The sequence below is a fragment of the bacterium genome (genome assembly GCA_035295165.1).
Taxonomy (GTDB): Bacteria; Sysuimicrobiota; Sysuimicrobiia; order Sysuimicrobiales; family Segetimicrobiaceae; genus JAJPIA01.
Window position 1 is genome coordinate 18,441 of record DATGJN010000049.1, and the last position, 21,918, is coordinate 40,358.

At 68.6% G+C, this 21,918-nt stretch carries 16 protein-coding genes and 1 tRNA gene; 10 read left to right on the plus strand and 7 right to left on the minus strand.

Going from position 1 to position 21,918, the window contains the following annotated elements:
* Positions 1–100 precede the first annotated feature (100 nt).
* The 3 genes from VKZ50_07320 to VKZ50_07330 form a co-directional block, all read right to left on the minus strand.
* Positions 101–178: transfer RNA gene (locus VKZ50_07320), tRNA-Glu, on the minus strand.
* 158 nt (positions 179–336) lie between these two features.
* Positions 337–837, minus strand: a complete 501-nt coding sequence (locus VKZ50_07325) for an NUDIX hydrolase (protein HLJ59525.1) — start codon at positions 835–837, stop codon at positions 337–339.
* A gap of 13 nt (positions 838–850) precedes the next feature.
* Positions 851–3,310 (minus strand): AAA family ATPase, encoded by a 2,460-nt coding sequence (locus VKZ50_07330; GenBank protein HLJ59526.1) that lies wholly within the window; start codon positions 3,308–3,310, stop codon positions 851–853.
* 148 nt (positions 3,311–3,458) lie between these two features.
* Between VKZ50_07330 and VKZ50_07335 the strand changes: the two genes are divergently transcribed.
* From VKZ50_07335 to VKZ50_07380, 10 genes are all read left to right on the plus strand, one after another.
* On the plus strand, positions 3,459–4,763 hold the full coding sequence (locus VKZ50_07335) for a hypothetical protein (protein ID HLJ59527.1): 1,305 nt from the start codon (positions 3,459–3,461) through the stop codon (positions 4,761–4,763).
* A 1-nt stretch (position 4,764) separates the two neighbouring features.
* The gene (locus tag VKZ50_07340) at positions 4,765–5,094 is read left to right on the plus strand and encodes a TrbC/VirB2 family protein (protein ID HLJ59528.1); all 330 of its coding nucleotides are present in this window, start codon (positions 4,765–4,767) and stop codon (positions 5,092–5,094) included.
* Between the two features lie 4 nt (positions 5,095–5,098).
* Positions 5,099–5,419 (plus strand): hypothetical protein, encoded by a 321-nt coding sequence (locus tag VKZ50_07345; GenBank protein ID HLJ59529.1) that lies wholly within the window; start codon positions 5,099–5,101, stop codon positions 5,417–5,419.
* A 10-nt stretch (positions 5,420–5,429) separates the two neighbouring features.
* Positions 5,430–7,910 (plus strand): hypothetical protein, encoded by a 2,481-nt coding sequence (locus VKZ50_07350; protein ID HLJ59530.1) that lies wholly within the window; start codon positions 5,430–5,432, stop codon positions 7,908–7,910.
* Positions 7,911–8,011: 101 nt separating this feature from the next.
* Positions 8,012–9,115: a hypothetical protein gene (locus VKZ50_07355; protein HLJ59531.1), complete on the plus strand. Its 1,104-nt coding sequence runs from the start codon at positions 8,012–8,014 to the stop codon at positions 9,113–9,115.
* Positions 9,116–9,142: 27 nt separating this feature from the next.
* Positions 9,143–10,177: a hypothetical protein gene (locus VKZ50_07360; GenBank protein HLJ59532.1), complete on the plus strand. Its 1,035-nt coding sequence runs from the start codon at positions 9,143–9,145 to the stop codon at positions 10,175–10,177.
* Positions 10,152–10,775 carry a hypothetical protein gene (locus VKZ50_07365; GenBank protein ID HLJ59533.1) on the plus strand — a complete coding sequence of 208 codons (624 nt, stop codon included), beginning with the start codon at positions 10,152–10,154 and terminating at the stop codon, positions 10,773–10,775. The genes VKZ50_07360 and VKZ50_07365 overlap by 26 nt, the downstream gene beginning before the upstream one ends.
* 301 nt (positions 10,776–11,076) lie before the next feature.
* A complete protein-coding gene (locus VKZ50_07370; protein HLJ59534.1) occupies positions 11,077–12,381 on the plus strand; it encodes an MFS transporter in 1,305 nt (434 codons plus the stop codon).
* Between the two features lie 70 nt (positions 12,382–12,451).
* Positions 12,452–14,737, plus strand: a complete 2,286-nt coding sequence (locus tag VKZ50_07375) for a DEAD/DEAH box helicase (protein ID HLJ59535.1) — start codon at positions 12,452–12,454, stop codon at positions 14,735–14,737.
* Between the two features lie 218 nt (positions 14,738–14,955).
* Positions 14,956–15,450, plus strand: coding sequence for a hypothetical protein (locus VKZ50_07380; protein ID HLJ59536.1), 495 nt, complete (start codon positions 14,956–14,958; stop codon positions 15,448–15,450).
* 12 nt (positions 15,451–15,462) lie between these two features.
* Here VKZ50_07380 and VKZ50_07385 read toward each other — a convergent pair whose 3' ends face one another.
* From VKZ50_07385 to VKZ50_07400, 4 genes are all read right to left on the minus strand, one after another.
* Complete coding sequence (locus VKZ50_07385; protein HLJ59537.1) at positions 15,463–17,925, minus strand: DUF3536 domain-containing protein; 2,463 nt, start codon at positions 17,923–17,925, stop codon at positions 15,463–15,465.
* 72 nt (positions 17,926–17,997) lie between these two features.
* The gene (gene glgC / locus VKZ50_07390; protein ID HLJ59538.1) at positions 17,998–19,239 is read right to left on the minus strand and encodes a glucose-1-phosphate adenylyltransferase; all 1,242 of its coding nucleotides are present in this window, start codon (positions 19,237–19,239) and stop codon (positions 17,998–18,000) included.
* Between the two features lie 22 nt (positions 19,240–19,261).
* Positions 19,262–20,980 carry a 1,4-alpha-glucan branching protein domain-containing protein gene (locus VKZ50_07395; protein HLJ59539.1) on the minus strand — a complete coding sequence of 573 codons (1,719 nt, stop codon included), beginning with the start codon at positions 20,978–20,980 and terminating at the stop codon, positions 19,262–19,264.
* 94 nt (positions 20,981–21,074) lie between these two features.
* On the minus strand, positions 21,075–21,902 hold the full coding sequence (locus tag VKZ50_07400) for a mechanosensitive ion channel domain-containing protein (protein ID HLJ59540.1): 828 nt from the start codon (positions 21,900–21,902) through the stop codon (positions 21,075–21,077).
* Positions 21,903–21,918 lie beyond the last annotated feature (16 nt).

The window sequence follows — 21,918 nt, forward strand, 5'->3', positions numbered from 1 at the left end:
GATTCAGAACCGTGCAGTTCTGTTCTATCGGGGGACAGGTCAGACCCCTTGTATGACGGGCTTCCCGGTAGTGTCGTGCCGAACGATGCAGAACAGTGCGTGGTGCCCCCAGCGAGATTCGAACTCGCGTTACCGGCTTGAAGGGCCGATGTCCTAGGCCAACCTAGACGATGGGGGCGGTTTCTCGATCACCTTATCATATCTGCGATGCCCTCGTCATCGGGGTTTTCGCATCTATCTGGATCGGTGCAAGCGCGACCCGACTGGCCTGCGATGCGGGTTCTCTTCGGACGCCTTGCCTCCCAAGTGTGGTAGGACATTGTCGAATCAGCTGGTTCATGAAGAGTCCGGCCCCGCCGGGCCGCGCGGGCGTTCGTCGAACGCCGGATGTCCTATCGACGCGAGGATCAGCGCCCGATGATCCTCGCGAAGTCCTTCGGGCCATTCGCCGGGCAGGATGTAGCGTACTTCGACGACCTCATCGCTCGGACGGAACGTGCCTCCCTCGATGCGGGCGGCGTACACCACGGTCAGGTGGTGGGGCCCTTCCCGCTGGACGGTCAGCGGTCCCACCGTCCTGATGCGCAGCCCCGTTTCTTCGAAGACCTCTCGGACCACGGTGTGCGCCGGGTCCTCGCCGCGCTGGATCCAGCCGCCGGGGAGTCCCCACGGCCGCTTCCGCCGGTAGGTGTGGCGTGCGATCAGCACGTGCCCCCGGTCGTCGCGGACGACGGCGACCGCGCCGATCACGAAATGGGCGTTGAGCCGCCAGACGAGGGCATTCCGCGCCCACGCCGGGAGGCGCGACCACAGCCGCGCCCCCAGTTGTCTCCACATCTGTGCCGGCGGGCTAGTGAACCGATGCGGGCGGCGGACCGTCGTCCTTCTTGCGTTCGTCCGGTTGCCCGTCGCGTTCCGCGAACTTTCGGTAGCGCTCGGCGAGGTCGGCGAGCCTGGCGGTGACGCGCCCATTCACGGAGGTCGCAGGATACCGCCCCGCGTCGTCGCGCGTGCCTGCCGGCGTGCCGGTGAGGATCTCGATCCCTTCGTCGATGTGGTGAACTGCCCATACCTGAAAGCGGCCCTCGCGGACGGCCGCGACAATCTCGTCACGGAGCATGAGGTCCGTCACGTTTTGGTGGGGGATGATGACCCCTTGACGCCCCGTCAGCCCCTTCGCTTTGCACACGTAATAGAACCCCTCGATCTTTTCGTTGACGCCGCCGATCGGCTGGATCTCACCCATCTGGTTCACCGAACCGGTCGTCGCGATGCCCTGATCGATCGGCAGCCCCGCGAGCTCGCTCAGGAGTGCATACAGCTCCGTCGAGCTCGCGCTGTCGCCGTCCACATCCGAGTAGAGCTGCTCGAACGTCAGCGACGCCGACAGGCTGAGGGGCTGCTGTTGCGCAAATCGGCTTGCCAGGAACGAGGAGAGCACGAACACGCCCTTGCTGTGGATCCGGCCCGACATCTGCGTTTCCCGTTCGATGTTCACCACGCCGCGCCCGCCGACGTAGGCGCGGGCCGTGATCCGGCTCGGTTGCCCGAAGGTGTAGTCGCCGAGCTGGAGCACCGAAAGACCGTTGATCTGGCCGGCGACAGCACCGTCCGTGTCCACGAGGATCTGTCCCCGCGTCATCATCTCCCGGATCTTCTCCTCCACGAGGTTCGAGCGAGACGCCTTCTCGTCGATCGCGCGTTGCACGTGCTCGCGTGTCACCAACGGGCGCTGGGCTTGCCGCGCCCAGGCGGCGGCCTCGAAGACGATCTCCACCACCTCGTTGAAACGCGTGCTGAGCTTGTCTTGCTGCGCCGCGAGGCGGGCGCTGTACTCAAGAATCCTCGCCACGGCCGACGGATCGAGATGGCAGAGCTGATTCCGGTGGCAGATTGCCGCGATCGCGCGCGCGTACTCTTGAATCGTGGCCGGCGTGCGATCCATGACCACGTCGAAATCGGCCCGGATCTTGAACAGTTTCTCGAACTCCTCGTCGAGCGCGTACAGGAGGTGGTAGATGTCGGGGGTGCCGATCAGCGCAATCTTGACCTGCAGCGGGATCGGGTCCGGTTTGAGCGTCGCCGTGGGCATCATGCCCATGCTCTCGCCGAGTGACTCGATCCGGATCTGCTGGCTCCGCAATGCGCGCTTGAGCCCTTCGTACGCGAAGGGGTTGGTCAGCACGTCCCTGGCCTGCAGGATGAGATAGCCGCCGTTCGCCAGGTGCAGGGCACCCGGCTTGATCATTGTGAAATCGGTCACCATCGCGCCGAACTCGGCGCGATACTCTGTCTTGCCGACGAGGTTATAGTAGGTGGGGTTCGGCTCGATGACGACCGGTGCCCCGGTCCCGTCCTGGTGCGAGACAAACAGGTTCACCTGATACCGGGCGAGCGGATCGCGCCGGGGCATCGGCAGTTCGAGCCTCGGGGTACCGCCGCCCTCCTCGTCGCCGTCGCCGCGAATGTCGGAGAGGTGCTCCAGCATGTCTTGCTTGGCGGCGTCGAGAAACGCCGCGACGGCTGGATGGTCCGCGTACTGCTCCTTCACCCGGTCCACCGGCGTGTCAATCATGTACTGGGCGGTCTGTCGCTCGAGCGCCCGCAGCGCCTCCCGTCCTTCCCGTTCCTTGGCGCGGATCTGTCGCACCGTGTCTGAGACCAGGTCCTGCAGCCCCTGGGTGCGCTGGACGATCTGCTGCCGGTCGGCCTCGGGGAGCTGCTGGAACACTTCCTCGGAGATCGGGCGGCCCTGGAGATCGACGGGCACCGTCGCCACGCCGGCGGGGGTGCGTTGCAGGACGAGGCCCTGCTGACGCGCCTGTTCCTCGAGCTGTTGCCAGATGCCCCCAACGGCTTGTTCGTATTGCTTGAGGATTTCGGTCCGACGCCGCTCGTACACCTCGCTTGCAAACGCACGGCGCAGGCCATCGCGCACTTCCGCGATCATCTCCGCGACGTCATGCTGGAACCCCCGGCCGCGCCCCGCCTGGAGGGAGATCGCCGTGGGCTGGCTGCCGTTGGCGAAGTTGCGGACGTAACACCAATCCAGTGGCGTCGGGCGGGTTCGCGCAGCCCGCTCGACTTGGACGCGGGTGTAGGTACTGCGCCCGGTGCCCGACGCCCCGCTGACGAAGATGTTGTAGCCGATCTGTTCGACTGCGAGCCCAAACTCGAGGGCGCGCAGTGCACGTTCTTGTCCGATGATCTGCACGTCAGCCGCCAAGTCTGCGGTCGATCCGAACTCGAGCTGCGTCGGATCGCAACGCCATGCCAGCGCATCGGCGGCGAGCCTCCGTACGTCACGCATCGAAATCCCCATATTCGTGCTCTTCGCTGGAGAGCAACAGTTCGCCTCTTGACGCGCGGTGACTTTCCGATATATTGATGCTCAGACATATAAGCATCCCACATAAGACCACGGACAGCGGTCCACGACAGGAGCGGTGGGGTTGCACATGGAGATTACTCTCAGCCCCGAGACAACGCGGCGGGTTCGCGACGTGCTCGGGGACGATGTGGACCTGTCCCCCGGCGCCGTGCCATCCGCGCTGGCGAGGCTCGCGGTTGAGGCGCCGCGTGTATACTCGCAGATCCTCACGGAACTGTCGGGGACGGAGATCCGGCTCGACAGCGAGCGTGTGCTCGTTCGACGGCGCTGGTGGAGCGTGGTGCGGCGCCACCTATTTGGGTGGGCGGAGTACGAGAGCGACGCGGGGGACCGGCTGGTCGCCAAGCGCCACGTCGCGGCGGCGGTGCCGCTCGGATTGGCCGGCGTGATTCTTCTCCTCCTGGCCGGCTCCGCGGTGTTTCGACACCATGCGCCCGGCGCGGGCGGTCGCCGTCCGGCGGTCGCAGCGGTGCCGCACACGACATTCGCCCTGCCGCATGCCGCTGCGTCCACGCAGGTGCTCGCCGCTCACCAGACCATGTCCCCGCCGCTGGTTAACCTGCCGATTCCTCCGCTCGGGCTCCTGGCGTTAGGTGCGGCTGCGAGCGCGCCTGCGGCGCAGGCGGCATCCAGTGCTGAGCCGCCGCGAGATCCCTTGGTGTTCCAGTCCGATCCGGAGCCGTCTGCGGCGACGACCACGGCAACACCTGCGTCGCACGACGCGGGCGTGGACGCTGCAGCGGGGAGGGGTTCTCCGATCGTCTACGATCGCGACCGAGACGAGGCCGAATCGGTACCCGCCGCTGCCAGGGCCACATCCGTGGGACGCGGACCGATGGACGTCGGGAGCGCAGGACAACTCTTGGCCGCGGGCATGCGCCTTGAAGCGCGCCTCGCCACCGGCGTACTGGTGGCATCGGGCGGGTTGCCCTCGCCGGCGATCGCCGAGACCAGCGGCCCAGTGTTCACGTGGCTCGGACACGCGACGCTGGGCGTGGACGGGCGCGTGCAGATCGAATTCACCGTGGCCCGACGCGGTGACGTTGTTCGAGGCGTCGCTCTGGACCCCGATCGACTCGTGCCGGGACTGCCCGGTCGGACGGAGTTGCGGCAGCCGCGGGCGGCGGCGGCGGCGCTGACAGCGGCGGCGCGTGCGGTCGCGGAGTATGCGCGCGCGCTCGCTCAGCAAGGCCTCGCCCTGGCCGGGAGTTGGGGTCAGATGACGCTGGGACAAGCGGCGCCGCCCTGGGCCTACTTTGCCTCGTCCTTCGCGGACGGTATTGCGCCGCGCGGCGACGTCCCGGGACCCGTGGAGACCAGCGAGATCTCCGCGGGGACACCCCTGCTCATCCTGGTGACGGAGGCGCCGTGAAATGTCCGACCCCATCACGCGCCGGATCCTCGCCAGGGCTGCCGCGGCAACCGCCGCCGCAGGTGGGCTAGCTGTGTCCCCGTCCAGCGCTGCCGCGCAGACGACGCAGTCCGGCGGCGACCTCTTTGCACCGTTGACCAACCTGTTCAACGAGGCGGCGCTCAGCCTGTCAGGCGCCTTCGGGCTCGCCTACGCGACGGCGGCGCTGCTGGTCGCGGGCGCGGTGATCGTTGCCGATCATCGGAACGGGGTGCGCAACGCCCTGTGGGTGATCATCGGGTCCGTCATCCTGTTCTTCGGCGGTCAGATCATCCGGATGATTCACGGCTGACGCGATGCTTCCGCAGCACCCCGTGTACCGCAAACTCGACTCGCCAGTGACGTTGCTCAGCGTAGAGTTGGAGGACTGGTTCGGACTCGGCGTGGCGTTCGTCGTCTTATCGCGCGTGAGCGATCTTGTCATCGGAGGTGCGCTGGGGTGGCCGCGCGCGGAGGCTGTCGCGTCACTGCTCATGACCGGATTGTTGTTTGTCATTTGGCGCCGTGTGCGGGAGCGAACTCCGCGCCACTACCTCCGTCACCTGCTAGAGTATCTCGGCGAGCCTCACGTCTACGAGCTTGACCCGGATGTCGACGCCAATCCCTACCTGCGGTGACCGTCTTGTGATGCGGAGCGACCCGGCCGGAAGCCTCACGCGCGAGCTTCCGTATTGGACGGTCGGCGATGGTGTCGTGGTGTTGCGCGATGGGAGCTACCGGATCGGTTTTGAGATCACGCTTCCCGGGACGGAAGTGTGGAACGCCGCACGCCTAGCCCGGAGCAACGACCACCTGCGAACGCTGTTGAACGCGGCGGTGCCGGAGGGTGAATGCCTCCGCGTCATCGTCGAAGTGCACGCGGACTACACGGACGTGCTTCGAGCGTACGCGGAGGGATGCCGGTCGCCGCACCCGGTCGTATGTGATCTGCACCGTCGACGGGTGGTCGCGTGGAGCCGTGCACACGCGGACGAGCGCCTCACCAACTACCGACTGTTTTTCGATCTTTCGTACCATCCGGCCCGGCGTGCGCGACGCTGGTGGGCGTCGATCGACGCGGCCGTGTATGGGCACCATCTCGAGGAGGTGCGGTTTCTCCGGGATGCGATGGCTGTGCACGCTGACCGCGCAGGGTTTCGCGCCAGGCCGATGACTGACGCGGCCCTCGTGGGCGTGGTCTGGCGGTACTTCAACCCGGGCCGAAAGCGCACCGGGGCCCCTCCGCCGGTGCCGGCGGGGAGCCAGGAGGTGGAGTTCCCCCGGCGCCTGCTCGCGACTTGGCCGACGCTCGGGCGGCCCTCGTTGCGGACCGCGCTCGCGCGGTCGGATCTCTATCGACGATGGGACTTTCTCTGGATGGATGGCTTCGCCCATGCGGTTGTTGCCATGGACTTGTTGCCCGACCGCCCCACGTCGCCGAACGTGCTCGCGCCGCTGCTCAGTCTACCGGGATCCTGTTGGATCGTCATGGAGGCATGGAACGACCCGCGATCCGAGCAGGTCAAGCGGCTCGAGCTCAAGAGCCGGCTCAGCCGGCAGGCGGTTCACGCGCAGGACGGGGGTGATTCGAACTCGCGCGCTGTGGAACGCCAGGTGGCGAGCGCGCTCGACCTGGTGCAACTTACCGGCGAGCGTGTGATGCGCGTCGGCGCCGCGGTCGTGCTGCAGGAGCGCACCCCGGAACGCGCGCGCGAAGCGGCGCATCGTGCGCTCGACGCGTTCCGGCAGATTCCCGGAGTTGACGCCCGGATCGAGTCGGTCGCGCTCCGCCGGCAGTTCTTTCAGCTTGCGCCGTTCAGCGGGTTGCCGAACGAACGCCTCCTTCGCATGCTGACGAGCAACGCCGCCGACTTCGTTCCCTGCTACGCGCCATGGCGGGGCGGGGGCCGCCCCGTGTGTCCGCTTCTGACACGCGGGGAGAGCCTCGTGAGCCTCGATCCGTTCGACCCGCGGCTGCCGTCATGGAACGCCGTGGTTGTGGGCGAGTCCGGCGGTGGAAAGACGCATTTTGCGATCGCGTGGCTGTCGCACTTGCTCACGCTTGACCCGGTGATCGTGATCGTGGACAAAGGCGGCGCGTACCGGGCGTTCTGCGACGTGTACGGTGGGCAGCACGTGCGGCTCGATCCGACAGCGGACGTAGCGGTCAACCCGTTCGAGCTCCTTCCGGGGGAGATCGAACCGGACCCGGCGCATCTCGTGCTCCTCCGTAGTTTGGTCGCGCTGATGGTGGTCGAGCCGGCGGTCGAACCAAGCCGGCAGGAACTTGCCGTGCTCGAGTCTGCGATTCGGCAGACGTACACCCGCGCCGCGGGTGCCCCGGTCTTGCTGCGGGACGTCGTGCGGACCCTGCGTACGTTCGAGCAGGTCGGGCGGCAGGATGCCGGCCCCGAGGAGTGGGCGGTCGCCCGCGGGATTGCACGCCGCCTCGAGCGTTGGACGGGGCACGGCGTGTACGCGCGACTGCTCGATCGGCCGTCCACCGTGGATCTTCACGCGCCGATCGTCTGTCTGGACACCGAAGGGTTGGACGCTGAGTATCCCGAGCTGGCGCCGATCGCCGCGTTGCTCGCCAACCACCTGATCTACCGCCGGATCCGTACCGAAGCGCTGCGGCCGAAGTACGTCGTGAGCGACGAAACCTGGGCGGCGCTGCTCAACCCGGTCGCCGCCGAGTCCCTGGTGGGAATGTTTCGACGGTTTCGGAAGTTCGGGGCGGGGGTCATGGCGATCAGCCAGCGGCTCGAGGACTTTGAGGGAGAACACGCGCGCGGCATCTTGGAAAACGCGCCGATGAAGGTTCTGACGCGCACCGCGAACGTGGACCGAGTCGCGCCCGTGCTGCACCTCGACGATCAGTACCGCGCGCTCTGGAAAAGCCTTGGCCAACGCCGCGGCGTGTTCAATGAAGTCCTGGTCGTGTTGGATCTTCTCGAAGGACGAGAAGGGGGCGTGGTCGTCGTCCGGGACATTCCGGAGGACTACGTGATTGCGACGACGACCGCGGCCGAACGGCTCGAACGGGACCGGCTCGGTCGCGAAATCGGCGTGTGGCCAGCGATCCAACAGCTCGCGGCGCGACGGCGCACGCCGCCGCGCCGCGATTGAACGGCCGGGCCTTGCGCGTGCGCGGCATCGGTGCAAGGGGACGCACCGCGATGCGTTCCGCGTGCGTTACTGGACGCTTCACACCAAGGAGGAAGCGCGCCATGGCGACCCATCGCGAACGGTGCTCCGCCAGGTCGGTCCGCACGGTTGGTACGTCGTTCAACGTGTCATGTCGCCGGGCCTGGATGATGGGGCTGCTTGTACTTTTGGTCGCAACCGTCATGTTGGAGATCGAGTCGGCATTCGTTCAGCCGGCACGGGCGGGAACGGCACCCGCGGCGGACGGTCCGAGCTCGGCGCCGGTGCCCCTGCCGCCGCTGGGCCCCGCGCGTCCGCTGCCACCGTTCGTTCCGATCCTTCCCCTGGCGCAGTCGGAACCTGGGGACGCAAATCCGACGTCGATCCTCAACGATCTCGAGAGCGTGATCGCCGGCGTGCAGCAGGTGCTCGACGCCGTCGCCGGGTGGGTGCGCAGTGCACAAGAGGCGACCGGGAACGCCATTGCGGAGATCATCGGCGCTACGCCTGGGGATCTCCCTCAAGGGGTCGATCTTGCTCGGCTGCTCGGCTCGGTGCCGGGGCTCCCGGCCGATCTTCGACGCATGCTGGCTGCCGTGCTCGCCGGGTGGCAGAGCCCGGTCCAACCGGGTTCACCGGTTGCCGACCACCAAGCGTACGTCTCCGCCGACCCCGTGCTCGCGCATGACGCGATTGGCGTCGCCGTGACCTCCGCCGCCCTGGCAGCCGGAAACATCCGCCAGCAGCTCGCGACCTCGGTAGCGTCTCAGGACGCCGCCGCGGTGGCTGCGGACCCCGTGTTGCCGGCGGCCGCCCGGGCCGCGCGCCAGGTCGGCGCGGCGCTCGTGCAGGGTGCACCGCAGTTGCCGAGCTCTCGCGCGGGGATTGAAATGCTCGTTGCGGGAATGGGGGCCGGCATGCAACAACAGGCCGATCTCGAGACGGCGCTCGCGGAACGCCTTACCGTGCTCGCACAACAACTTGCGGCCCTCAGCCAACAAATGGGGACGCTTGGAGAGACGACCGCCGCGTTGGCCGCACGCGATGCGGAGCGGGATCGGCGGGAGCTCGATGCGCGGCTTGGTCTGATGGACGCGGTTCGCGCCGGTGGCCAGGTCCTGTCACAAGCGCTCGCCGGTGCCGGCGAACCGTCGGGGGTGGAGTTGCCGCTCGTGTCGTTGTACTGACGCCGCCGCCTCGGAGCCCAAGCGTACGTGACCGGCGACATCGAGCACGCGATCGCAGACATCTTCACGGCCCTTGAGACATGGTTGGTCTCCACCGGCGCCACGGCGTCAATGGGACGGTTTGCGTGGGCCGTCTTTACCGTGCTGTGGCTGGGGCACGTTGGCGCGTCCAGCCGTCCCGGCCGGCAGCTGGACCTGATCGAGGCGTTTGGACGTCTGGTGGTGGCCGGCGGGCTCCTCAGCGCGGTCGGGCCGCTCACGCAGACGATCGTCTTCGGGTTTGACGCGTTTCGGGATGCAGGTACCGCGGTGCTCAACGGGCTGATCGGTCAGAACTGGGATCAATTCGTGCAGGGATGGCTCGTTCCACAGATGACTTCCCTGTTCAACATCGCGGGCCCGTGGTTTACGTACCCGTGGGCCTTGACGGTGCTCGTAGTCGGGTTGCTGCTCGGTGTGCTCTTGTTTGCCGTGGGCGTCATGGTCTACCTCGCCATCCTGTTCTTCGCGCACCTGACACTGTTGCTGGCGACGTTCCTCGCGCCGTTGGCGATAGCGCTGCTGGCAGCGCCCGCCACCCAGCGCTGGACCGGCCGCTGGGCGGTCGTGGTCGTGCGGACGGCCCTCATCGTGTTTTGTGTCCGAGTGATCCACGCCGCCGTACTGTACCTCGCCGTCATCGTGCCGGTGCGCGACGCCGCGTCCGGCTTCCAGCAGGGGGGGCTCCAGCCGGGTGCCGACCCTGCGGCCGCGCTCGGTGCGTTGCTCTTCAATCTCGTCGGGTATCTGTTCGTGATGCTGGTGGGCACGGGGATCGGAATCTACGCGATGCTGCGGGCGGAGCACCTCGTCGGGCAGTTCGTTGAGGGCACAACGTTTGGCCAGGGCGTGCTCTCCGGACCGATGTGGCTTCAACGACAGACGGCGGGGTGGATCGAGCGCCAAAGTCGCGATCAACTCGAGCCGAACATTGCGATGGGATCCGCCAGCCCCTGGGCCGAAGGGATGGGGGGCGCACAGGAGGCCACGATCATGCGTGCGACCGGCCGATTCGGCGCGTGACCGCGCCATGATGCGTGCGCCCAGATGGGTCGCGGCCGTAGGTGTCGCGGTCGGTACCGGTGTGGTGCTGGCGTTGGGGCCGACGGTCGGGGGATCGTCAGGGACGCCGCTCCCAGTTGCCGCGAGTGCCCCCGCGCTTCCCGCCGGCGCCACCGGCGCAACCCTGTCGTTCGTGGACGCAGCGTCGGGTGTGGTCGAAGTCGTGCGGCACTGGCCAGCCGCCCCCGCTGACGTTGCGGTCGTTCCGTTCGTGCCCTATTTCTGGGACGGATGCCCTGGAGATGGCGCAATCATGATGTTGCTCACCGGGCCGCCGACCGCAGGCGCCCTCGGTCGGCGCGTGGCCGCGGTCCTCGAAGCCGGCGGAGTGCGCGCCGGCTCCACCTCGGATGCGCTGGCGCGAATCATCGCCTCGCTGCGAACCCCCGGCTCGCCAGCGGTTGAATCGCTGAAGACAATCGCGCCGTGGGTGAGTGACCTCGCGACATACGAGCGCGAGGGATACGCCGTGTTCCTGTTCGTGCGTTGGACCGGCATGGCATGCGCCGTGACGCTGCGGGCGGTGCCCGAAGGGTACGGGATCCCATACGTTCGTTGAGAGCCCTTTCGAGCGCGTCGCGGTCGCGGTGAGGCGACGTCGCGGGCGGCGCCTGACGAGCGCGAACCAGACTCGTCCTCCGCAGTACATGCCAGACACCACGGCGCGCGGCGATCAGGGACGTGCGTGCTCTGCCGATCCAGGCCATCCCCGTGACCCATGCTTGTGTGTGCGGGGCCGCTCCTCCGCCGGCTGCGCGGCGCTTCGAGCCCACGGCGTCCGACCATCGTCACCGGTGCATAGGACTCCGCGGCCAACGGGATGAACTGAGCCGATGTCACCCGCCGGAGGTCTGCGGTCTATGTCCGTTACGCGAAACACCCACATTGAGCGGGCGGACCGACCTCCGGTCGCCGGGATCGTTGGGGCGCGGGCCCGCCGCGTCCTGGCGATCTGCTGCGGCGTGCACGCGCTCCATGACGGATACACCGACGTGCTCTACGTGCTCTTGACCCTGTGGCGCACCGAGTTCCGCCTCGGGTATGCCGAGGTAGGCCTGTTGCGCGCGCTGTATACCGGCGCCATGGCGGTGTTCCAGGTTCCCGTCGGCCTGCTCGCGGAGCGCATCGGGACCCGAGGAGCGCGCTATGTCCTGCTCGCCCTGGGGACGGGTGTGGCCGGCCTCGGCTACATCGCGGCGGGCGCGAGCACCGGTTTTGCCCTCCTTGCCGCTGCACTCGTCTTCAGCGGAGCCGGTTCGAGCACCCAGCATCCTGTCGGCGCGGATCTGGTCGCATACGCGCACCGCGATTCCACCTCGCGGCGGATCGCACTCAGCACATACAATTTTTCTGGCGATCTCGGCAAGATGGCGATGCCCGCGGCGGTCGCGTGGACGGTGACGCTGCTTCCGTGGCGTTCAGCGGCCGTGCTGCTGGGCGCGGTCGGCGTCGCCGCAGCCTGCATCGTACTGCCGCTGCTCCGCCGCGTGTGGCCCGACGACTCCGTGACGGCCGCCCCTTCGTCGCACCCCCACGGCACCGACGCGGATGCGCACGCCGGGGGAGTGCCCGGGGAGGATGTGCGCGAGACGAGACGATACCGCGGGTTCCCGCTGTTGTTTACTATCGGCCTGATCGACAGCGCGACCCGTATGGGGTTTCTCACGTTTCTCCCGTTCCTCCTCATCGCGAAGGGGGCGACCGGGCCGACGATCGGTCTCGCGCTGAGCCTGATCTTCGCGGGTGGCGCGGCCGGCAAGCTGTTGTGCGGCCTGTTCGGCGCGCGGTTCGGCATCCTCGCGACCGTGCTCGCGACCGAAGGGCTGACCGCGGCGGGCATCCTCGCGTTGTTGCCGTCGACGCTGGGCGCAGGTCTCGTGCTGCTGCCCGTGCTCGGCGTGGCCCTCAACGGGACGTCGTCGGTGCTCTACGGCAACGTGCCGGCGCTGATCCCGCCGGCGAGACGGACGCGCGCGTTCGGATGGTTCTACACCGGCACGATTGGCGCCGGCGCCGTTGCGCCTGCCCTGTACGGCGTGGTCAGCGACGCGGCCGGCGTGCCCGCCACGCTGACGATCGTGGCAGGTGTCGTCCTACTCACCCTGCCGCTCGCCTGGGGCCTGCGCCAGGTGCTGCGCGCATCCGGAGAGACGGCTTCCAGGTAGCGGCCCACCACGTCAGCGCTGCGGTAGAGGCGACACAGGCACGGGCGCGGGCCGCAGCGAACACGATCGCATGGACATTGCGCGTGTGCTCGCCGCGCTCGAACACGAACCCCAGTACCGCGGCCAGATCGTCCACCGCGAGCCGTTCTCCGCCAAACCTGCCCGGTACGGGGCGATCGAGCGGCCCCTCCCGGCCGAGCTCGAGGCGGCGCTGGAGCGCCGAGGGGTGACCCGGCTCTACGCCCATCAGGCGGAGGCGCTCGACGCCGTGCGCGCGGGTGCGTCCGTCATCGTGACCACCGGGACCGCGAGCGGCAAGACCCTCTGCTACGCGCTGCCCGTGCTCGAAACGTTGATCGCCGACCCGGGCGCGCGGGCGCTCTTCATCTATCCGACGAAGGCGCTCGCGCAGGATCAGCTGAACGCGCTCGCGGAGTTGAACCTCCCCGTGCGCATCGGGACCTATGATGGCGACACGCCCCAGGATGCGAGGCGGCGCCTCCGTGTCGAGGCCCAGATCCTGCTCACCAACCCCGACATGCTGCACGTCGGCATCTTGCCGCAGCACTTCCGATGGACGTCGTTTCTGCGTTCGCTCCGCTACGTGGTGCTCGACGACATGCACGTGTACCGGGGCGTGTTCGGGAGCCACGTTGCGCTCATCCTCCGGCGACTCAGGCGTCTGGCCCGGCTGCGCGGCGCCGATCCGCAGTTCATCTGTACGTCCGCCACCATCGCGAACCCCGGAGAGTTCGGCGGACGCCTGACGGGGGTGCCCCTGCGCGTCGTCGCCTCCGACGGCGCGCCGCGCGGCCCCAAACGGTTCGTGCTGTGGAACCCGCCGCTCGTGGACCGCGCCCGAATGGCGCGGCGCAGTCCCTATCTGGAGGCGAGCTGGCTGTTCGCGGCGTTGGTCCGACGGAACATCAGGACGATCGTCTTCACGAAGGCGCGGAAGATTACGGAGCTGATCTATCGGTACGCGGTCGAGGCGGTGCGCGACGACCCCGCGCTGGCCGCCCGCATTCGTCCCTACCGGGCAGGCTATCTCGCCGAAGAGCGGCGGGAGATCGAACAGCAGTTGTTCCGCGGCGAGCTGGCCGGGGTCGTCAGCACGAGCGCGCTCGAGCTCGGCATCGACGTGGGTGGGCTGGATGCGGCGATCCTCGTGGGGTATCCGGGAACGATGGCCAGTGTGTGGCAACGCGCCGGCCGCGCCGGCCGCGGCGCGGAGGAGTCCCTCGCCGTGTTGATCGCGCTTGAGGACGCCCTCGACCAGTATCTGATGCGGCAACCCGCCTATTTCTTCGGACGGCCGATCGAGCATGCTGCGGTGAACCCCGACAACCCCTACGTTCTGGCCGCGCACTTGCGCTGCGCTGCGTCCGAGATCGCGCTGTGGCCCGGGGACGAGGCGCTGTTTGGCTCCAGGATGCGGGAGGTCGCCGGCGCGCTTGAGACGCTGGGGGTGCTCACGCACCGGCGAGACCGGTGGCACGCGCCCACGCGGACGTATCATGCCCGGTCCGTAGACATCCGTGCCGCGTCCGGCGACACGTACCGCATCGTGCGCGCGGGCACGCGGCGGGTACTCGGGACGGTGGACGCGTCCCGCGCGTTTGAGCAACTTCACGAGGGCGCGATCTACCTGCACCAGGGTGATGCGTACCGCGTCGCGCGGCTCGACCCCGACGCACGCACCGCGGCCGTCGAACCCGATGCTGGCGGGTACTACACCGAGGCGCGCGTGCTGACCGACCTCTGGATCGAGCGCGCCACCGGCGCGCGGGAGGTTGGACCCGCTGAGGCGCACTTGGGCGACGTCCGCGTGTCCCAGCAGGTCGTCGAGTACCGGCGGAAGCAGCTCGTGACCGACACGGTCTTGGGCGTGACGCCCCTCGAGATGCCGGCGCAGGACCTGCGCACCGTGGCGCTGTGGATCGTGCTGCCGGATGCCCTCGCCGCGGCTGTGGCGACGGAGGGGCTCGACCTCGCGGGCGGGATCCACGCGATCGAGCACGCCGCGATCGGCCTCCTGCCGTTGCTCACGATGTGCGACCGGTGGGACATCGGCGGGGTCAGCTACCCGGTCCATCCCGAGACGGGTCGCGCCACGATCTTCATCTACGACGGTTACCCCGGAGGCGTGGGCGTCGCCGAGGAGGGGTTTCAGGTGCTCGACGCGCTCCTCGCCCGGACACTCGACGCGATCGTGTCGTGTCCGTGCGAGTCGGGGTGCCCGTCCTGCGTCCAATCACCCAAGTGCGGTAATCTCAACTCGCCGCTCGACAAGCGCGCGGCGGTGTTCCTGTTGCGGCGCCTGCTGCGAACGGAGACCGCGACGGTGCGCCCGTGAGTGGGCGCTGACTGGGTGGCCCTCGCTCCTCCGGGTTCGACGCGGCAGGGGCGACGGATGTGACTGCTCGGAACCCGTCGCACCATGGGAACGGCGTCCCGGCCCCGGGGACTCTAAACACGGCGGGCGTAGGCCGCGTCGGGATCGATCCCGGGATCGTCGTAGGAAATCGTCGTCGCATTGCGATGCAGCAGAGATCGCCGCATTGGGGGTGGGTAGTGTGCCCGTATTATCTTGTCGCGATCCTTGTCGTGTCCGTCTTCGCGTCTGCCGCGCCCGCCGCGTTGGTGGACGCGAGATACCTCGTCGTTCCGGGGCGGGGCGTTGGTCCGGTGAAGCTCGGCATGAAAGTGGGGGAGGTCGCGGCGATTCTCGGTACCCCCGCGAAGGTCGACCGGGACGCCCGAACCGTTTGGTACACATGGCGGGATGCCCCGCAGCGCCCGGTTCGCTCGCTTGTCGTCGAAACCGTGGACGACCTGGTTATTCTGATCAGCGTCGCCCACGACGGGCGCTATCGGACTCGTGAAGGGGTCGGCGCCGGCGACACGGACGGGACGGTGCGCGACGTGTACGGCCGGCCCTCCGGGGTCCTCCATCTTCCCGGATACGACATGCTTGAGTACCGGGCCCGCGGGGTCAGCTTCGTCGTCGCTACCGCGACCGCGAGCCCCCGCCTCGTGACCGGGGTGGTGGTGGCGGCGCATCTCTAGGCGCCAGGCGCCCTATGTCGGCGCGGGTGTCCCGGCGCGGAGCGACTCGAGGTTGAAGTTCAACCGGGTCCCGAGGCGCCAGAACTCGGCGACGCGGTCGGACCAATCAGCCGGCCCGTCGCCGGATGGGGTCGGATCGCCGCGCAGCGCGTCCCGATGGGTGACCGCCGCGGCGTGGTAGAGGTTTTGCACCTGCCACAGGTTCACGGTGACCCCGAGCGTGTCCGCGAGATCGAGCAGGCGGTGCGTCTGGGCGAGCGCGGGGCCCAACGGGTCCTGTTTGAGGCCGTCTGCTCGCGCCGCCAGCGTCTGCCGGAGCAGAGGGGCGGCGTCGGCCCATTCCGCCGCGAGCCCGAGCGCATCGAGATCGCCGGCGAGCTCGAACGCGCGATCCCCGAGCGGCTCGTCCGCGGCGCGGCGGATCTCCTGGGCGAGCGCGCGCGTCAGGGTGTACTGGGCCGCCATGAGGAACGCCGGCGGCACCGGGATCTCGGACTCCCGCATGAACGCGAGCAGCGGCCGGGACTCTTCGTACAGCTCGCGGTAGACGCCCTCAAACCGGCCGAGCCGCTCCTCGGTCAGGAGCCCGAGGATTTTGCGTCGCTCCTCCACGAAGAGGTCGGGCAGACCGAAGAGGCTGCGCCCGAACCGGTCGTCCAGATGGCGGAGCGCTGCGCTCGCTCCCTGGCCGAGAAACGCGTCCGCCAGCGTTTGCTTCGTCGCCTCGTACCACGCCGGGGTCGCGTCCGGTCGGACGCCGCACTGCAGATCGTGGCCGCCGAGGTGCAGCGCCGCGTACGCGGCGTCCGCGGTCTCCTCCGTGATCCGGGAGGTGACCGTGACGAGCTCGGCGGCGAGCGCGTGGCCGCCCGCGGTCTCCCGGCGGGCGTCGCGGCGCCGCACCGTGTAGCTGAAGACGGACGTCTCGTCCTCGTACGGCTCGAACAGCGAGCTGATCCCGTAGTGGGCGACCACCCGCGGCAGGGTGACGATCGACCGCTTCACGGCGCGCCGGTACACCCCGGCGCCGTCTCCCCACTGCCGCAGGTTGCTCTTCGCGATGGCGAGCCGTCGGACGAACTCGTCCTCCAGACGGGCGCCGAAGCGTTCTGCGAGCTGGAGCGCCCGCGCGGCGTACTTGATCACCTGGACCGTTTCGATCCCGGATAGCTCGTCGAAGAACCAGCCGCACGACGTGTACATCAGCATGGCGTGGCGCTGCATCTCCAGCAACTGCAGCGCTCGGCACCGCCCGTTCCCGTCGGGGGCCGCTCGTGCGTGCGCGGCAAAGAGCGCGTCCACGGCCTCCGGGGCGCGGGTGAGGATCACCTCGATGTATGCGTCGCGCGCCGCCCACGGATCGGTGAAGTAGTTCCCGCCCTCCCGCTCGAAGACGCCCGCGAGCTCGTCGCGCAGCCAGTCCAGCGCGTCCCGCAGCGGCCCGCGCCAGGCCTGGTTCCAGCCGGGGTGTCCCGCCCGGCACCCGCAGTCCGCGCGCCACCGCTCCACTCCGTGCGCGCACGACCAGCTCGTCCCTTCCACGATCTCCGCCGCGTGGTCCGGCGGAAACATCGCCAGGTACTCGCCGAAGTTGGTCAGGCGGCCCAGGTTCCGCTCTTCGATCACCCGCAGCGCGTACGTCAGCGCCATCTCCCCAAACGGGTGATGATGGCCGTAGGACTCGCCGTCGGTCGCGACATGCACGAGCTGCGGTCCCGGTCGATCCGTGAATCCCGCGGCGAGCCGCGAAGCGAACCGCTCGCCGTTGTTGAGCAGTCCCTCGAACGCGATCGCCCGCGAGATCGGGCCGTCGTAGAAGAAGACGGTGATTGCGGCACCGCTCGGCAGGCGGCACGTGTAGGGTCGCCTCGGGTCGACATGTTCGCCCCCGACGTCGCTCCAGTCGCCGCCGGCGAGCGGCCGGATGCGCGCCGCCTGGTGCGGCGCCAGGATCGTGAACGCGATCCCGTGGGCGGCGAGCACTTCAAGCGTCTCGATGTCGACCGCCGTTTCCGGGAGCCACATGCCCTCGGGATCGCGGCCGAATCGGTGACGAAAGTCGGCGATCCCCCAGGCCACCTGTGTGTGTTTGTCGCGCTGGACGGCGAGCGGCAGGATCATGTGGTTGTACACTTGGGCGAGCGCGTTGCCGTGACCGCCTCGCTGCGCGCGGCTCGCCCGGTCGGCGTCGAGGATACGGGCGTAGGCTTCGGGGGCGGCGTGCTCCATCCAGGCGAGCAACGTGGGGCCGACGTTGAAGCTGATCTGCGCGTAGTTGTTGGTGATCTCGAGGATGCGCTGGTTGCCGTCGAGCACGCGCGACGCGCCGTTGGGCGCGTAGCACTCCGCGGTGATCCGGGCGTTCCAGTCGTGGTAGGGCGCCGCCGAGTCCTGGACCTCGATCACCTCGAGCCACGGGTTCTCTCGCGGCGGCTGGTAGAAGTGGCCGTGCACGCAGATGCAGTGATCGGTCATCGGCTCTCTCGCTTTCGCACCACGTCGATCTCGCGCCGCTCCGTCCCGGCACGCGATCGTTCGCGGCCCGCGTCAGGGATGCACGTGCTGGCTGCCCCGGACGCGCGTGGCCCCGCGGCCCACGACCACGATCCCGGAGGGATCCAGGATCCCCGCGTCGAGGTCCCGCGACGGATCCCACCCGAACACGGCACCGGGGTCGATCGTGTTGAAGCGGTCGATGATCGCCCGGCGGATCCGCGCGTGGGAGCCGACCGTCGTGTTGTCCATCACGATGCTGTCCTCGATCATCGCGCCGGCCTCGACCAGCACGCCCTGGCCGAGGATGGAGCGGCGAACCGACCCGCCTCGGATGATCGAGCCTTCCCCGAGCATCGAGTCTTCGACCTCGCCGGCGACGACCCGCGCCGACGGGCCGGCGAACGGGGGAGCGAAGATCGGCCAGCGCGGATTGTCGAGATCGAGCGCCGGCGTCTGCCCTAAGAGATCCATGTTGGCGCGCCAGTACGCCTCGATGGTGCCCACGTCCCGCCAGTACCCGCGTTCCTCGGTCGGCTTGAGATCCGGGAGTTCGTTGGTCAAGAAATCGTACGCGTACACCCGCGCGTACGGGTAGAGTTCCGGGATGATGGTGCGACCGAAGTCGTGGTCCGTGCTGCGCCGGGCATCCTCGACCAGCACGTCCTCCAGGACTTCCGTCGTGAAGATGTAGTTGCCCATCGAGGACAACGCCCGGGCCGGATCGCTCACCATCGGCTTCGGCCGGGCCGGCTTTTCCTCCCAGCCGACGATCCGGCCGTTCGCGTCGGCGTCGATGATCCCGAACCCCGACGCCGTCTCGATCGGCACGGGGAGCGCCGCGACGGTGACGTCGGCCCGGCGGGCAAGGTGCGTGTCGACCATCTGCTGCAGGTCCATGCGATAGATGTGGTCCGCCCCGAAAATTGCGATCAGATCCGGGTCGATGTCGCGAATCAGGTTCAGGTTTTGGAACACCGCGTCTGCGGTCCCGCGATACCAGGACTCGCCCCACCGCATCTGTGGCGGCACGGGGATGATGAAATGCTCGTCGACGACCGCGCTCATCCGCCATCCCCGGCGGATGTGGTCGATCAGCGACTGGGATTTGTACTGGACCAGGATGTACAGCGAGAAGATCCGCGAGTTGATGAAGTTGCTGAGCACGAAGTCCACGATCCGGTATTTGCTGCCGAACGGCACCGCGGGCTTGCTGCGTTCCTTCGTGAGCGGATACAGGCGCTCGCCCCTGCCGCCGGCGAGGATGACGCCGAGGATGCGGGGACGGGTTACCAATGTCGCCCGCGCGCGAAGCCGGCTACGCCGGCGGGAGCCCCGCGGCCGCCTCGATGTGCTCGGCGATGCCAGGAAAGCAGAAGTCCTGGGCCTCCTTGCCGACCAACAGTTCGTCTTCCTCCCACGACAGCGTTCCGCCGCCGTGCACGCGCTTCGCGAGCTCGAGCAGCCGCGTGAAGTCGGCGTAGTGTTCGGCGAACCGCGTCTCCGCGTAGTTCCGAGCCGCCCAGGTCGTGATCAGGAACTGCCAGTCCGAGGCCTGCAGCAGGAGCATCTCCCGGCCGAGCTGGGCGACGATTCGCCGCAGCAGCGGGGTCCGCTGCCAGGGCGTGTGCGACACAAATTCCCACAGTTCCTCCTCGGCTTGGTAGACCATCTCCCACGTCCATGCGGTATCCTTGTTCAGCCAGACGCGGTGGTCTCCTCCTTCCCCCCACGACCCTTCGAGCAGCGTGATCGGGCCGCTGGCCCGATGCTCGGCATGATATGTGCCGGCCGCGGTCGCCGACACGCCCTCGGCCGCGAGGCCGCGGAGCACGTGATCGAGCCAGGTGGGACCCTCGTGCCACCAGTGTCCGAACAGCTCGGTGTCGAACGGACTGCAGAGGACGCCGGCCTGCCCTGCCTCGTCCGCATGGCGCGCGAGCACGCTGCGGACGAGTGCCGTGAAGTGGGCCGCGTGCGCGCGCGTCCGTTCCCGGGCCCGCTCCGGCACGTAGATCTGCTTGTCGGCGAGGTCGCTCTTCGGATGCGTGACCCGCCAGAACCGGAGCCCGCCGGGAAAGTGGCGCTTGTGAAACTCGAGGTACCACTCGTCGCCCGGATACCCCGCGTCCCGGCTCCAGACCTGGAGCGTCGTCTCCGGGTCACGCACGAACGACACGGCGTCCCCGGTCCCCCCCCGCGAAGCCACCCGGTAGGACAGGTAGGGACTCCGGTCCTCCCGGCGGTGAAACTGTCCCTCCGGCCCCGCCACGGTGCGCAACCGGGGGAAATAGTCGCGGTACGCCGACAGCGCTTGTCCGCCGCGTACGAGGTGGACGTCGGTGAAAAAGTACGCGAGGCCGTGCCCGGCCAGCAACTCCTCGACGCCGCGGCGCCGGTACCGGACCTTTCCGCTGCGCGGCCCGACCGGCGGGGTCCACTGGTACCGCGGACGATACGCGCACTCGGGAAGCCACACTCCCGTCGGCGCGCGGCCGAAGTGTCGGCTGTGCGTCTCGACGGCCGTGCGGAGTTGCAAGTCCAGGCTCTCGTCCCGGCTGAGCAGCGGGAAGTAGCCATGCGTCGCGGCCGTTGTGATGAGCTCGATCGCGCCCCGGTCCGCGAGGCGGCGGAAGCGTGCGAGCAGATCTCCGCCCATCTCCTCAAACTCACGCCGCCGCGCTTCGTAGACCGCGCGCCAATGGCCGCAGAGGGCCGCGAGGGTGTCCTCGTGCGTGTCGGAGAAGTGGCGGCGGGTTTCCTCACAGCTCCGCAGGCACTGGTCTAGGAACGCTGTGATCTCCTCGCGGAACGCGACGCTCGCGAGCTGCTCGCACAAGATCGGCGAGATATTGATGGTCACCGCGGCGTCGACGTCGTCGTCGGCCAGGCGGTCCAGCATGCGGAGGAGCGGGAGGTAGCACTCGACGGTGACCTCGGACAGCCAGTCGCTTCCATGTGGCCACCGCCCGTGGTTGAGGACGAACGGGAGGTGCGTGTGTAGGGTGAAGACCAAGTGGCCGACCGGTTTCGACATGGTGTCCCTGTCGCGATGGGGTAGATCAGCGCTGATCGAGATGGCCGCATCGAGTGCGGTGCAGCCACTTAACCCGTATTGTAGCATTCCCGTGTCACAAAGTGACGGATACCCGGGAGTCGATCGGAACCCCCCGCGCGGCGAGCGCCGCGATCGCCCGCTGCCGCAGCACCGATTCCACGGCCCACTGCCGGCCGGGGCGCACGCGGACGGACAATTGGAGGACGACGCCCGCCTCGTGCGCATCCACCGCGCCGTCCACGATCGGCTGTCCCTGCGCGTCCGCGGTGTTCTCCGCGGCCCATTCGGTCGCGACGGTGCGCAGGACGTCGAGCGCGACGGCGAGATCCGCCCGGTACGGCACGGTGATCCGCACCATCGCCGTCCCGTAGTCGCGGCTGAGGTTGCCGATCCGCCCGATCTGGCCGTTCGGGACCGTCAGCAACTCGCCGTTCGCCTTTCGCAGCTGGACGGTGCGCAGCGTGACGCGCTCGACGGTCCCCGTGTCGCCGTCGAGCCGGACGATGTCCCCCGTTTGGACGATGCCCTCCGAGATCAGGAAGAGACCCGCCAGCACGTCTCTGATGAGGTACTGGGCCCCAAAGCCCAGCGCCACGCCGACCACGCCGGCGCTGGCCAACAGCGCCGTGACGTTGACGTGCACCACCTGGAGTCCCAGCACGAGCGCGGCGAACACCACCGCAAACTGGATCACCCCCTCGACGATGGGGATGAAGGTGCGGCCGGCGGCGGTGCGTCCGGCCGCCGCGCGGCGGAGCAGCCGGCGCGCGGCGTGCAGCACCAGCCACGCCGCGACCGCGATGAGGACGAGCGCCGCCACCGCCTCGATCGCCGCGGCGAGGTGGGGGGCGGTCAGGGTGTCGCGTTGCAGCTGCTGCGCGATGTCTCGTAGCAGTCCCATGTCAGCGAGCGCTCCC